The 12,947-nt window shown below is 57.0% G+C and carries 12 protein-coding genes; 7 read left to right on the top strand and 5 right to left on the bottom strand.

Features of this window, described 5'->3' with window-relative positions; translation table 11 throughout:
• Positions 1 to 111 precede the first annotated feature (111 nt).
• Both IEI95_RS26730 and IEI95_RS26725 read right to left on the bottom strand, forming a co-directional pair.
• On the bottom strand, positions 112 to 318 hold the full coding sequence (locus tag IEI95_RS26730; protein WP_156538256.1) for a DUF1737 domain-containing protein: 207 nt from the start codon (positions 316 to 318) through the stop codon (positions 112 to 114).
• 5 nt (positions 319 to 323) lie between these two features.
• Positions 324 to 1,223, bottom strand: a complete 900-nt coding sequence (locus IEI95_RS26725; protein ID WP_156538257.1) for an HpcH/HpaI aldolase/citrate lyase family protein — start codon at positions 1,221 to 1,223, stop codon at positions 324 to 326.
• Positions 1,224 to 1,337: 114 nt separating this feature from the next.
• Between IEI95_RS26725 and IEI95_RS26720 the strand changes: the two genes are divergently transcribed.
• The 4 genes from IEI95_RS26720 (at position 1,338) to IEI95_RS26705 (ending at position 4,549) form a co-directional block, all read left to right on the top strand.
• Positions 1,338 to 1,586: a TrbG/VirB9 family P-type conjugative transfer protein gene (locus IEI95_RS26720; protein ID WP_156538258.1), complete on the top strand. Its 249-nt coding sequence runs from the start codon at positions 1,338 to 1,340 to the stop codon at positions 1,584 to 1,586.
• Between the two features lie 128 nt (positions 1,587 to 1,714).
• Positions 1,715 to 2,320 carry a 3-isopropylmalate dehydratase small subunit gene (gene leuD, locus IEI95_RS26715; RefSeq protein ID WP_071203173.1) on the top strand — a complete coding sequence of 202 codons (606 nt, stop codon included), beginning with the start codon at positions 1,715 to 1,717 and terminating at the stop codon, positions 2,318 to 2,320.
• 175 nt (positions 2,321 to 2,495) lie between these two features.
• Entirely contained in the window at positions 2,496 to 3,608 is a 1,113-nt protein-coding gene (gene leuB / locus IEI95_RS26710) for a 3-isopropylmalate dehydrogenase (RefSeq protein WP_015917575.1), read from the top strand.
• Between the two features lie 134 nt (positions 3,609 to 3,742).
• Entirely contained in the window at positions 3,743 to 4,549 is an 807-nt protein-coding gene (locus tag IEI95_RS26705) for a phosphatase PAP2 family protein (RefSeq protein WP_071203175.1), read from the top strand.
• A 67-nt stretch (positions 4,550 to 4,616) separates the two neighbouring features.
• Here IEI95_RS26705 and IEI95_RS26700 read toward each other — a convergent pair whose 3' ends face one another.
• A complete protein-coding gene (locus tag IEI95_RS26700) occupies positions 4,617 to 6,500 on the bottom strand; it encodes an MFS transporter (protein WP_015917577.1) in 1,884 nt (627 codons plus the stop codon).
• A gap of 498 nt (positions 6,501 to 6,998) precedes the next feature.
• Here IEI95_RS26700 and IEI95_RS26695 point away from each other — a divergent pair, with 498 nt between their 5' ends.
• The 3 genes from IEI95_RS26695 to IEI95_RS26685 all read left to right on the top strand — a co-directional run bounded on the left by IEI95_RS26695 (position 6,999) and on the right by IEI95_RS26685 (position 11,054).
• Positions 6,999 to 8,033: an aspartate-semialdehyde dehydrogenase gene (locus IEI95_RS26695; RefSeq protein WP_015917578.1), complete on the top strand. Its 1,035-nt coding sequence runs from the start codon at positions 6,999 to 7,001 to the stop codon at positions 8,031 to 8,033.
• Between the two features lie 128 nt (positions 8,034 to 8,161).
• On the top strand, positions 8,162 to 8,980 hold the full coding sequence (locus IEI95_RS26690; protein ID WP_041697284.1) for a lytic murein transglycosylase: 819 nt from the start codon (positions 8,162 to 8,164) through the stop codon (positions 8,978 to 8,980).
• Between the two features lie 217 nt (positions 8,981 to 9,197).
• A complete protein-coding gene (locus IEI95_RS26685) occupies positions 9,198 to 11,054 on the top strand; it encodes a di-heme-cytochrome C peroxidase (RefSeq protein WP_234934270.1) in 1,857 nt (618 codons plus the stop codon).
• A gap of 113 nt (positions 11,055 to 11,167) precedes the next feature.
• Here IEI95_RS26685 and IEI95_RS26680 read toward each other — a convergent pair whose 3' ends face one another.
• Both IEI95_RS26680 and pdxY read right to left on the bottom strand, forming a co-directional pair.
• A complete protein-coding gene (locus IEI95_RS26680; RefSeq protein ID WP_156531682.1) occupies positions 11,168 to 11,809 on the bottom strand; it encodes a carbonic anhydrase in 642 nt (213 codons plus the stop codon).
• A 71-nt stretch (positions 11,810 to 11,880) separates the two neighbouring features.
• Positions 11,881 to 12,759, bottom strand: a complete 879-nt coding sequence (pdxY, locus tag IEI95_RS26675; protein WP_015917582.1) for a pyridoxal kinase PdxY — start codon at positions 12,757 to 12,759, stop codon at positions 11,881 to 11,883.
• Positions 12,760 to 12,947 lie beyond the last annotated feature (188 nt).

Below are 12,947 nucleotides of genomic sequence, written 5' to 3'. Positions count from 1 at the left end.
AATGACAGGTAAATTCTGCAAAACATTCACATCGAATTCGAGATAATGACAATCCTTCAAGCCCGCCCTCCAGCCGGATGCATTTTCGCACCCGGCCAGCGACTTAAACGCTTATTGTTCACCCAGCTTCAGGGACGGATCATAGGTCTTGCCCTCGACGGTCTTCACCACCGCCTGGCCGCAATAGGTCTGGTTGACGGCAGGGTTGAATGTCAGGCTGGGCGAGCCGTGCAGTTCCCAGCCCTTGTTAAGGGCATCGGTCACCCGGTGACAGAAGGTGGCGTCGTCGGGACCGGTGAGAAAACGATAGACTTTCATGGGGATCATCCTTTCTTGATTGGAGATGATAGTCGTGGTTCAAGAAGAGACAGCTTGGACAGAAGATACTCGGCTTCGGCGACATGCAGCCGCTCGATCATCCGGCCATCCAGATTGATGACATTGAGATGCGCCGCCTCCGGCGCCGCAAAAGCCGCGACAATCTCCCGCGCCTCGGCAATCTCGGCTTCCGATGGACCGAAATACCGATTAGCCGCCTCGATCTGGGCCGGGTGGATCAGCATCTTTCCGTCAAAGCCCATCGAACGGCCCTGGCTGCATTCGGCTGCAAAGCCGTCCAGATCGCGAAAATCATTGGAAACTGCATCGATAACCTCAAGTCCGTAAGCACGGGCAGCCAAGACCACCTGCATCAGCCACGGAACCAGATATTGACGGCCAAGGCCCGGTGGCACCCGGGTTTCCTTGCGCAAGTCGTTCAACCCGACCACAAGGCATTCCAGCCCCAGTGCTGCGCCCGCACTGGCAAGCTCCACCGCCGCCAGGACGGCCTTCGGTGTCTCTATCATCGCCCAGAGGGCAGGCCCCACCCCGGCTGCACTGCGAAGCCGGTGCAGGTCTTCCACCCGTTCAGCCTTGGGCAGCAAAACCGCATCCGGCTTGATCGCCTCGACAAGGGCTAAATCCTCGGCAAACCAGAGAGTATCACTGCTATTGACGCGAATAATGGCTTCACGACCGTTCAAATCCGCGTGTTGCAGAAACCGCCGCAGGATGTCGCGTGCCTCGGCCTTGCTAGCATCTGCAACCGAATCCTCCAGATCAAAAATCATTCCATCGCAAGGAAGCGACAGGGATTTTTCCAATGCACGAAGGTTGATAGCGGGAACGCTGATCAACGAGCGACGAAAACGCGGCCTGCGATTGGGCGGATTGGTCTGCATGGCGCTTCGCCTTTCGGTTGTTTGACCTTCATTGCGACAAGGGTTGCGACCTCAATAACTCTTGTAAAGCGTCAGGAGAAGCCCCACCTTCAAACCATTGAAAGGAACACTATGATGCAGAACCTTCGTGCTCTTGGATTGCTCGGCCTTGGGGTCATCGCCTTGACTGCGGCAGCTTTATTGACTTTCTCGCTGACGCTTGTGCTCGGTGCCGTTTTGACGGGAACGCTGGCATGGCGCGCTTTGACGCTCAAGCCGAAGCCGGTTGCCGTCCACGCCCGCAAGCGCCACACAGGTCAGTCCGCAGAGCAGCAGCCAGTGCGGATTTGGAATGACGGGCGCGGCACCATCATCGATATGTAATAGGTCGCCGTATACGCGTGAGACCATGCGTCGATGAATTAAGTGGCTCCAAGATTCTCCTTCAAATCGACAGGCTTTTCGGTTATGCGAAAACCCAATCTCATTCAGGTCCAGTGAAGGTAACGTCTATGGAAAAGTTCACGAAGCTCACCGGGGTCGCGGCACCGCTGCCGGTCGTCAATATCGATACGGATATGATCATTCCGAAGGATTACCTGAAAACGATCAAGCGCACTGGCCTTGGAACAGGCCTGTTTGCCGAAGCCCGCTATCATCAGGATGGCTCGATCAATCAGGATTTCGTGCTCAACAAACCAGCCTATCAAAACGCCAAGATCCTGGTCGCTGGCGATAATTTTGGCTGCGGCTCCTCGCGTGAACATGCGCCTTGGGCTTTGCTGGATTTCGGCATCCGTTGCGTGATCTCCACCAGCTTTGCCGATATTTTCTACAATAACTGTTTCAAAAACGGCATTCTGCCGATCGTCGTCAGCCAGGAAAACCTGGAAAAGCTGATGGATGACGCCCAGCGCGGCTCCAACGCCGTGGTGACCGTGGATCTGGAAACCCAGGAAATCACCGGCCCGGATGGTGGCAGCATCAGCTTCGAAATCGATGAATTCAAGCGCCATTGCATGTTGAACGGCCTCGATGACATCGGCCTCACCATGGAAAAATCCAGCGCGATTGCTTCGTTCGAGACGTCCAACGCCGCATCGCGCCCCTGGGCCTGATCTGAAGTCATTCGCCACAACCCGTGGCAGTCATAGCTAAGGCGGAACGCAGGTTCCGCCTTTTTCTTTGCCATGTCGCATGGCCAAACCGTACCGTTAGCAGCGCTGGCGTCCTTGAATTGCCCTTGATCGCCCGATAAAACCGCCGCACTCCTGTTTCAAACGAGGTCGGCTCATGACAGTTCGCACACTCTTCCTTCTTCCTGGCGATGGCATTGGGCCTGAAGCCATGAACGAAGTTCGCAAGATCGTTTCCTATATGAATTCCGCGCTGGGTGCCGGCTTCGAGACCGATGAAGGTCTGGTGGGTGGTTGCGCCTACGACGCTCATGGGGCAGCAATTTCCGAGGCTGACATGGCCAAGGCAATGGCGGCGGATGCCGTGCTGTTCGGTGCCGTCGGTGGCCCGAAATGGGATGCCGTCGAGTACGACGTTCGCCCGGAAGCCGGTCTTCTGCGGCTGCGCAAGGACCTCGAACTGTTCGCCAACCTGCGTCCGGCGATCTGCTATCCGGCGCTGGCTTCTGCTTCCTCGCTGAAGCCAGAGCTGGTCGAAGGCCTCGACATCCTGATCATCCGCGAACTGACCGGTGGCGTCTATTTCGGTGAGCCGAAGACCATTACCGACATCGGCAATGGCCAGAAGCGCGCCATCGACACCCAGGTCTACGACACCTACGAAATCGAGCGGATTTCTGCCGTGGCCTTCGAACTGGCCCGCACCCGCCGCAATGCGGTCTGCTCGATGGAAAAGCGCAATGTGATGAAATCAGGCGTGCTGTGGAACCAGGTGGTAACAGCGCTGCACAAGGCCAAGTTCTCCGACGTCAAGCTGGAGCATATGCTGGCCGATGCTGGCGGCATGCAGCTGGTACGCGCGCCAAAGCAATTCGACGTCATCGTCACCGACAACCTGTTCGGCGACATGCTGTCGGACGTGGCCGCCATGCTGACCGGCTCGCTCGGCATGCTGCCTTCCGCTTCGCTTGGCGCACCAGATGCCAAGACCGGCAAGCGCAAGGCCCTGTATGAGCCCGTCCACGGCTCAGCACCGGATATCGCTGGCCGCGGCATTGCCAACCCGATTGCAATGATCGCCTCGTTTGCCATGTGCCTTCGCTATTCCTTCGCCATGGTTGATGAAGCCGACAAGCTGGAAAAGGCCATTGCCAACGTGCTCGACAAGGGCATTCGCACCGGCGACATCATGGCGGACGGCTGCAAGCAGGTCGGCACTGTCGAAATGGGCGATGCAATCCTCGCCGAATTCCAGTCCCTGATGAACTGATCGACGGGATTGATAAGGATTTCCAGCGCAAGACACAGGCTTGCGCTGGAACAGGATTACAGTGTCACATAGTTGAAGACATCCGCCTGTATGTGCTGGTTCTCTGATAAGGGACGCAGCGCACGGGGGTCGCGATGACAATTCTTGCCAGGATCAAGAGCGGGCGGCGACGTGTGCCGGATTGCCGGACACGCCTGTGTCTGTTGGCGGGGTCAAGTTTGGTTGTGTTGATGGCGCTGCTGTTCGATACCGCCATCGGCAATGCAGGCCGCCTGACCTGCCCGGTCTTTTACCGGATTGCCACCGTTCTGACCCGCATCGGCCAATCGGACTGGTGTCTTTTGGCGAGTTTTGTGATCGCCGTCCAAGCTGCGGCCAAATCGCGATTGGCCAATACGGTCGAGGAGCGGTTCCGGGCGCTGTTTATCGCCATGCTTGGCTGCTACGCCTTTGTGACCATCGCGGGTTCAGGTCTTGCGGCAAATCTGTTGAAACGCGCCCTCGGTCGCGCCCGGCCAGATCAATTCACCGATGCCGGCGCCTTCGACTTCCTGCCTTTTGCCAATTCAGCGCGATTTGAAAGCTTTCCTTCCGGCCATGCCACCACCATCGGAGCGCTGATGATGATTGCAGCCCTGATCGCCCCCCGCTACCGGCTGGGTTTTGCCATCGCCGCCCTCTGGCTCGGCATGACAAGGGTGATGGTCGGTGCGCATTACCCGAGCGACGTGGTGGCCGGTCTGGGGTTCGGAGCCTGGTTCGCCTGGATCGCAGCGCTCGGCTTTGCCCGTCGCGGACTGGTTTTCCGCCTCTCCTCCGATGGCAATCTCGTTCTACGGCAAAGGCTGATCCAGGATAGTGGCCAACGGTATGACATGCCGCAGAGGGCCCAGACACCCCAACAGGAACCGGACCCGTCCTTGTCTGCGGCTGCGGCGTGATCTTAGCGCACAAGAAAGGCGCCCGGAAAATGATTTCCAGGCGCCTTGACGTGTGACGGGAAGAGGATCAGCCGTCGATATCGTTGTTCTTGGTTTCCTTCAGGAAGATCATGCCGATGATGAAGGACATCCCGGCGATGATGATCGGATACCAGAGGCCGTAATAGATATCGCCCTTGGCCGCGCTCATCGCGAAGGCCGTTGCTGGCAGCAGGCCGCCGAACCAGCCATTGCCGATATGATAGGGAAGCGACATGCCCGTGTAGCGAATGCGGGTCGGGAACATCTCCACCAGCATCGCGGCAATCGGCCCGTAGACCATGGTGACATAGATCACCAGCACCGTCAGCACGGCAATCAGCGGCACCCATTTGACCTGGGCAGGGTCCGCCACCATCCTGAATGCACCGCCATTGGCAACGGTATAGACCGCCATTTCAGGCGCAGCGGCAGCTGTTGCCTCTTCCGGGGTCAGCAACTTGTCGGTGACGAGCTTTGCCGTGGGCACCATGGTCTTGGCACCAGTACGGACAGTGTCGGCACTCAGACCCAGTTCCGCATTGGCGGCGATAAAGCCGTCAAGCTTGCTATCGGGGACCTGAACCGGCGCCCGAACCAGCGGATAACCATTCTGTTGCAGGGCGACATTGATCTTTTTCTGCAGGGCGGCATCCAGAGCCTTGGCGTTGGCGCCAGCCTTGACGGCGTCATAGCTTTCGATCTGACTATCGCCAAGCTTTACCGTCGCAGCCGAGCCAGCCGGGCCGGGCACCACTTCATACGGCACCGAATTCTTGGTCAGAAGCGCCGTGGCTATATCGCAAGAGGTGGTGAATTTTGCTGTGCCGGTCGGATTGAACTGAAAATTGCAATCCTTGGGATCGGCAGTAACCGTTGCTTTCAACGTATCCTGCGCCTGTGCCAGAGCCGGATTGCCAGCCCAGGTCATCGCCTTGAACAACGGGAAATACGTCACCATGGCCAGAAGCAGCCCTGCCATGATGATCGGCTTACGGCCGATCTTGTCGGAAAGCCAGCCGAAGACCACGAAGAACAGCGTGCCGAACGCCAGGGCGATAGCCACCATGATATTGGCGGCCTGTGGATCGACCTTCAGAACATTCTGCAGGAAGAACAGCGCATAAAACTGGCCGCAATACCAGACCACTGCCTGGCCTGCGACAGCACCGAACAGGGCGAGAATGGCGATCTTGGCATTCTTCCACTGGCCGAAAGCTTCAGAAATCGGCGCTTTCGACTGGGTGCCCTCTTCCTTCATTTTCTTGAAGGCGGGCGATTCGTTCATCTGCATGCGAATCCAGACGGAAATCCCCAGCAGAATGACCGACAGAAGGAAAGGAAGACGCCAGCCCCAGGCAGCAAAGGCTTCTTTGCCCATGGCCGTCTGGATGCCGAGAATGATCAGCAGCGACAGGAACAGGCCAAGCGTTGCCGTGGTCTGGATCCAGGACGTATAGAAGCCGCGACGGCCATGCGGCGCATGTTCGGCCACATAGGTCGCAGCGCCACCATATTCACCGCCCAGCGCCAGGCCCTGCAACATGCGCAATATGATCAGGATAATCGGGGCAGCGATGCCGATGGTCGCTGACCCTGGTAGAATACCGACCAGGAAGGTCGAGGCGCCCATGATCAGAATCGTCACCAGAAACGTATATTTTCGCCCGACAAGATCGCCCAGCCGTCCGAACACCAGCGCGCCGAAAGGCCGCACCAGAAAGCCGGCGGCAAAAGCCAACAGCGTGAAAATATTACGGGTGGTTTCAGGATATTGGGAAAAGAAGGTCGCGCCGATATAAATCGCCAGCGAACCGTAGAGATAAAAATCATACCACTCGAAAACCGTGCCGAGCGAAGAGGCGAAGATGACCTTTCGCTCTTCCTTGGTCATGCTGCGCGGCGCGGCGTGCAGGCTTGCGGCATTTGCCATTGCTGTTCCTCCAGAACGAGTTCTCCGATGACCGCGCACCTTCCTCCAAGGCTCAATTCGCGGCTCCGAATTACCAACAGACTGACAGAATTCAGGGAAAATCGAGAGGCATGCTTTGGGCTTATGACTTTCGTCTAATGTTATAGCCGGTTCGTCGGCATGCAAATGGACAATCCGTTCCGGAATTTGCACGCATGTGTCCCCTATTTACAGCGTGAATTTCTTGACACCGGCACAAAACCCGGTAAAGGCAAGGACGAAAGGATCATGGAATGCGCGCACTCGGCTTTTACAGTGCTGATCATCTGGAACCGGCAGGATCTGCCCGGGAGATGATGGCGTTTGCCATGTCCTCAACCACCAAGGCCAAAACGACGACCAAAACCGTCTGACGTCTCTGGCCTCCGCTCTCTCCCCGGCACGGCCGGGGACAAGGAAGACGCGGTCACGCGCCTTCCCCCTCAAAAAACCGAGGAGAGACAGAAAGAGAGCAGGAAAATGGGTTTCAAAGTTGCAGTCGTAGGCGCCACCGGCAATGTCGGTCGCGAAATTCTCAACATTCTCGTCGAACGCGGTTTTCCGGTCAGCGAAGTCGTGGCACTCGCCTCGTCCCGTTCGCAAGGCACGGAAGTGTCTTATGGCGACAAGGTTCTGAAGGTCCAAAATCTGGAAAATTATAATTTTTCCGATACCGATCTTTGCCTGATGTCGGCGGGCGGCACGATTTCACAGAAGTGGTCGCCGAAGATCGGTGCCCAGGGCTGCGTGGTCATCGATAACTCTTCGGCCTGGCGCTACGATTCGGATGTGCCGCTGATCGTGCCGGAAGTAAACCCGGACGCCATCACCGCCTTCAAGAACCGCAACATCATCGCCAATCCCAATTGCTCGACGGCCCAGCTGGTCGTGGCCTTGAAGCCGCTGCATGATTTCGCCACCATCAAGCGCGTCGTCATTTCCACCTATCAGTCGGTATCCGGCGCCGGCAAGGAAGGCATGGACGAGCTGTTTACCCAGACCCGCGCCGTCTTCGTCGCCGATCCGGTCGAATCCAAGAAGTTCACCAAGCGGATCGCCTTCAACGTCATCCCCCATATCGATAGTTTTATGGAAGATGGCTATACCAAGGAAGAGTGGAAGGTCCTGGCCGAAACCAAGAAGATGCTCGATCCGAAGATCCGCGTGACCTGCACAGCCGTGCGCGTTCCCGTCTTCATCGGTCATTCGGAATCGGTCAATATCGAGTTCGAGCGGGAAATTTCTCCTGACCAGGCCCGCGACATCCTGCGTGAAGCACCCGGTTGCCTGGTGATCGACAAGCACGAGAACGGCGGCTACATCACCCCCGTCGAATGCGCTGGCGAAGATGCCACCTATATTTCCCGGATCCGCGAGGACGCCACGGTTGAAAACGGCCTGAATATCTGGGTCGTTTCCGACAATCTGCGCAAGGGCGCGGCTCTCAATGCCGTTCAGATCGCGGAATTGCTGGTCAATCGCGGTTTGATCAAGCCAAAGGCCCTGGCAGCCTGAAGACGGGATTTCGGCAACGGCTGGACGCAATCGCGCTCAGCCGTTTTGCCTTGCCCGACTTGAATGCAGATAAGCCGGATGCAGCCGAAAGGCGGCTGCCCCCCTTCCCTTTTCCAGACGAGGTATCGATGCGAACCAGGACGTTTTTTGCCATAGCTTTCACGGCTCTCGCCACACTGGCGACAGCACAGGCTGCAAATGCCGCCCAATGCGGCAATACGTCCGCCGGTTTCGAGCAATGGGTGGAAGGCTTCAAGCGGGAAGCCGTGGGCCGTGGCATCAGCCAATCGGTTCTCGACCGCTCCTTTGCCAATGTTCGTTACAATGTCCCGACCATCCGGGCCGATCGCGGCCAGAAGAGCTTCAAGCTCTCCTTCGATGAATTCATGAAAAAGCGCGGTGGGCAAACCATTATCAGCCGCGGCAAGTCGATGAAAAGGGCCAATGCCCCGCTTTTCGCCAGCATCGAACGGCGTTTCGGCGTTCCGGCTGGCCCGATCATCGCCATCTGGGGCATGGAAACCGGGTTTGGCAGCTACATGGGCAATGAACACACGCTGTCTGCTGTCTCGACCCTGACCTACGATTGTCGCCGCAGCGATTATTTCCGTGAACAGCTTTACGCCGCCTTGAAACTGGTGGCCGATGGCGATCTGGACGTAAATTCCCGAGGTGCTGCCCATGGGGAAATCGGCCAGACACAATTCCTGCCGAAAAACGTCACGCTCTACGGCGTTGACGGCGACGGCGACCGCCATATCGATCTCATCCATTCCCGCGCCGACGCCCTGTCATCCACGGCCAATTTTCTCAAAGGTCATGGCTGGCAGCCCGGCCTTGGCTATCAGCCGGGCGAACCGAATTTCTCCGCCATCGGCGGCTGGAATGCGGCGACGGTCTACCAGCAGGCGATTGCCTATATCGGCAAGCAGATCGACGCTCCCTGAGACCTATCGCACGATGGAGAAAACCGGCATGGTTTTCGCTTCGTTTCTATAGATTAGAACAATCCATGAATGAAGGGCGGAGCGTTGAAAAATGCTCCGCCTTTTTGCTTAAAGGTGTACTGATTTGATATTATCTTATTGGTTGCAATATCAGTTATTGCGTGCATTAATACCCTCTAAATTTCAAACTTAGGTTGATATGATCGAGGGGGGCTTCGTGAAAAATATCAAAGTCGCATCATCACTTGCCGCAATACTCTGTCTTATCGCTGGCTCGGCCAGCGCCCAGAGCCTTGTCTATACGGATCAGGGTAAGAATTGGTCCGCGATGGATCGAGCGATCTATTACACTCAGGACCAGGGATCGCGCCTGATGCCGCTTTCCTGGATGCAGGCGCTCACCTTGCCGGATGGCACACCGTTTCTCACCGACAATCTGACGCGATATGGCTACCTGACAATGGACGGCCCGAACAACGGGCTTCCGGTTGGCTTTACCGTGACGGGCCCGGATTCCCGCAAGGAGGTGGGCATGACTTGCGCCGCCTGCCACACGCGGGAAATTGCCGTTTCCAACATCCGATACCGCATTGATGGCGGGCCAGCACTCTCCGATTTTCATAGCTTCTTGCTGGATCTGGATGCAGCCACACAGAAACTTGCCTCCAATCCCGCAGCCTTTGATAGTTTTAGCAAAACGGTTCTAGGAACGGACTACCAGGATCCCAGTAGCCGCGCGCAATTGCAGGTGGATTTTACGCTTTGGACGCAGCGTTATCATGCGATCGTCAGCAAGGGCGTTCCCCATGAGAGTTGGGGTGTTGGCCGACTGGACGCAGTAGGCATGATCTTCAACCGGCTCACGGGCCTTGATCTCGGTCCGCCGCCATCACGGTTAATAGAAGACAATATCCAGCCCGCCGATGCGCCGGTCCGTTATCCGTTCCTGTGGAATGCCGCCATACAAGACCGGACCCAATGGCCAGGCTTTGCGGCCAATGGCAGCGATATTCTGGGCCTGGCGCGCAACGTGGGTGAAGTCTATGGGGTGTTCGGTGTTTTCGAACCCACCAAGGAAAAATGGTCGCTGCTCGGCTATGATTATTTGAAGGGTAACTCCCTCAACTTCGATGGGCTCAGCACTTTGGAGGACCTGATCAAGCAGATGGGGCCTCCCAAATACCCCTTTCCCGTCGATGCGACGCTCGCCAGCAAAGGCGAGACACTTTTCAACACTTGGCGCGGTACCAATGGAAATGGCAGCAGTTGTTTCGATTGCCATGGCCAGAAGCCCGGCACGCCCTCGCTCGGTAATGCCACCTGGGCCACACCCCTGGTGGATGTCGGAACTGACAGCCGTGAATATAATGTCATGAGCTGGACAGCATCACCCGGTGTGATGACGGGCGCCCGCATTCCCTTCGCCAACGACAAACTCGCCGCAACCTCGCCGTCCATCGATATTCTGACCGTTGCGGTCGAAGGCAGTATTATACAGCATTATGCCGAGAGCATTTTTGATCTGCGCGACCTGAAATTTCCGTTGTTGCAGAGCGCCATCGACGATGCGTTCGAGTCGAAGCTGCCAGAGCTCAACCTGTCCTCGGATCTCAGAGAATTGAAGAATGCCTTCCCACGCTCACAGGGTCAGACAGTGGCGGGGCTCCAGGCAAAAATCTCGACCGCAAGGAAAAATGCTGCGCTCAAAGCGACCGGAACCACGGCTGGCCAGGCACCGGACTCGTCGAATTCTCCCACCACAGAATTCAAATACGAGTCCCGGGTTCTCTACGGCATCTGGGCCACGGCACCCTATCTGCACAACGGTTCGGTTCCAACCCTTGCGGATCTGTTGAAATCGACCGACCAGAGACCGCAGAAATTCGCTGTCGGCGCCGATTACGATCCGAAGCTGGTCGGTATCGCCGCCACCCAGACCGGATTGAATACGGTCACGCAGACGACGGATTGCAGCCAGCGAAATTCCGGTAATAGCCGCTGTGGCCACGAGTTCGGCACCGATCTGTCCGACAATGACAAGGCCGCACTGCTCGAATATCTCAAGACACTGTAATAAATTACGCCACTGTAAACAAACAACGGGACCGGTTTATCCGGTCCCGTTGCATAGAAGAGGCTCTCAAGCCTTCGATACATTGACGATGGGCGACGTTTTTCCGACCAAAATTAAGGGTCCAGCCGCAGAAAATCACGGCTGTCGGGGTCCATCACCCATAATTCACCGTTGGAGATATCGAACCACGCACCATGGATGGCCAGTTTGCCCTCTTCTTCCAAAGCCCGGACATTGGGAAAGGTGCGCAGGTTTTCAATGGAGTTGCGGATCGAAATCCGCTCCATGGCCGTCTGGCGCTCAGCATCGGTCATGACAGAGGCATTCTGGATCTGCTCGGCGGCGGGCTTGATCAGGTTCATCCATTTTCCAATGAAATCACCAGGAGATAATGGTTCGGAATCCGGGTCCAATGCAGCACGGATACCACCGCAACGCCCATGCCCCATGACGATGATATTCTCGACCTTCAATGCCTGAACGGCAAATTCGAGCGCCGCAGAGGTCGAGTGATATTGGCCGTCCGGCTCATAGGGCGGCACCATATTGGCGACATTGCGCACCACGAACAATTCACCCGGACCACAGTCGAAGATGGTTTCAGGAGCTGATCGGGAATCGCAACAGGCGACGACCATGGTTTTGGGGTTCTGGCCCTGCTCGGCCAAGGCACGATACCGGTCCCGCTCGTCGCTATAGCGGCCGTTCATGAAGTTGCTGTAACCGGCGAGAAGGGAAGCTGGAAAATCTGTCATGGCTTTGGATTATCGCGATGCAGCACGGTTGACAAGCAAGGAAAACCACCAGTGCCCGCCACCTTTACACGTCATGAGCGAACCGGTCGGCTGGCCGGATGCAGCAGCCTGCGAATCTGCACCAGCGCCATCGGCGTGATCAGGCTCGATTGGTCCTGTTCCAGGGTCAGTTCGTCACTCTGGCGTTTCAGTGATCGTGCCAGGACCTCGTATACGCTGGCTGTCGCCAGTTGCAGGGCCTTTTCCTCGCTATGCTGCTGGAGAAGTCTGGCCAGAAGCAGCGCCGAAAACAGATCGCCCAACCCGTTCGGCACCCCGTCCATGGCCCGGTGTTCGGCCAGAAGCGCATTGCGGTTCGACAACAACAGGTTACCGATACTGCCCGCCATCATCGGCACCGCTGAGGTAACGGCCATCAGCGACGGCCCGAGCGACAGGGCCGCATCGATGATCGCTGCATTGGTGTCCAGCTCTGCACCGGCCATCCAGGCCAGTTCATAGCGGTTGGGCGTGGCGATATCGGCCAGCGGGATCAAGTGATCGCGGATCGCAACCGCCGTTGCCTCCGGCACGTAGAGGCCCTGCAGATCGCCGATGACAGGATCGCAGAGATAAACGAGATCGGGATTATGCTGCTTCAACGCCTGAACCAGCCGGGCCACAGCCAATGGCTGACGGGCACTGCCGAAATAGCCCGTCATCACAGCCTTAACCTCGGAAAGCCAGGGTGCCCGGATCAGGTCATCGATGGCCGCATCGAAAACATCGTCGGGAAAGCTCATGCGGGTGGAAGGGCCGTGGCCCGGATGCCAGGGCAAAACCACAGTTGGCATCGACCAGACCGGGAAGCCAAGACTTTCAAGCGCGAAGACGGCGGCGCGATTGCCGACCGATCCGCGAATGACATGGCTGGAAATGGCGATGACGGCACCGGCTGGGCTTTCGGACATGGACGGATGAAACCTCGTGAACGTGTGATCCTACTCGACGCTTTTGAGGCTGTTTTGTCAAATTTTGATGGCTAGCGGCGAAAATTCGACCGCTTTTTGGGATTTTGTCTCCAAAAAAATGAAAAAAACAAAAATTCGGCTTGTGGAACCCACATTTGCCCTCACAGATATGATTCTGAAATCACTGG

Origin of the sequence: Agrobacterium vitis (assembly GCF_014926405.1) — a bacterium.
Taxonomy (GTDB): domain Bacteria; phylum Pseudomonadota; class Alphaproteobacteria; order Rhizobiales; family Rhizobiaceae; genus Allorhizobium; species Allorhizobium vitis_H.
Note: the sequence above shows the minus strand (reverse complement) of the source record. Positions and strands in the feature narration are given on the sequence as shown.

Coding starts and splice junctions, on each gene's coding strand:
- IEI95_RS26680 (WP_156531682.1), bottom strand. CDS start 11,809: ATGACAGATTTTCCAGCTTCCCTTCTCGCCGGTTACAGCAACTTCATG.
- IEI95_RS26700 (WP_015917577.1), bottom strand. CDS start 6,500: ATGGCAAATGCCGCAAGCCTGCACGCCGCGCCGCGCAGCATGACCAAG.
- leuB (WP_015917575.1), top strand. CDS start 2,496: ATGACAGTTCGCACACTCTTCCTTCTTCCTGGCGATGGCATTGGGCCT.
- pdxY (WP_015917582.1), bottom strand. CDS start 12,759: ATGTCCGAAAGCCCAGCCGGTGCCGTCATCGCCATTTCCAGCCATGTC.
- IEI95_RS26730 (WP_156538256.1), bottom strand. CDS start 318: ATGAAAGTCTATCGTTTTCTCACCGGTCCCGACGACGCCACCTTCTGT.
- IEI95_RS26695 (WP_015917578.1), top strand. CDS start 6,999: ATGGGTTTCAAAGTTGCAGTCGTAGGCGCCACCGGCAATGTCGGTCGC.
- IEI95_RS26725 (WP_156538257.1), bottom strand. CDS start 1,223: ATGCAGACCAATCCGCCCAATCGCAGGCCGCGTTTTCGTCGCTCGTTG.
- leuD (WP_071203173.1), top strand. CDS start 1,715: ATGGAAAAGTTCACGAAGCTCACCGGGGTCGCGGCACCGCTGCCGGTC.
- IEI95_RS26705 (WP_071203175.1), top strand. CDS start 3,743: ATGACAATTCTTGCCAGGATCAAGAGCGGGCGGCGACGTGTGCCGGAT.
- IEI95_RS26720 (WP_156538258.1), top strand. CDS start 1,338: ATGCAGAACCTTCGTGCTCTTGGATTGCTCGGCCTTGGGGTCATCGCC.
- IEI95_RS26690 (WP_041697284.1), top strand. CDS start 8,162: ATGCGAACCAGGACGTTTTTTGCCATAGCTTTCACGGCTCTCGCCACA.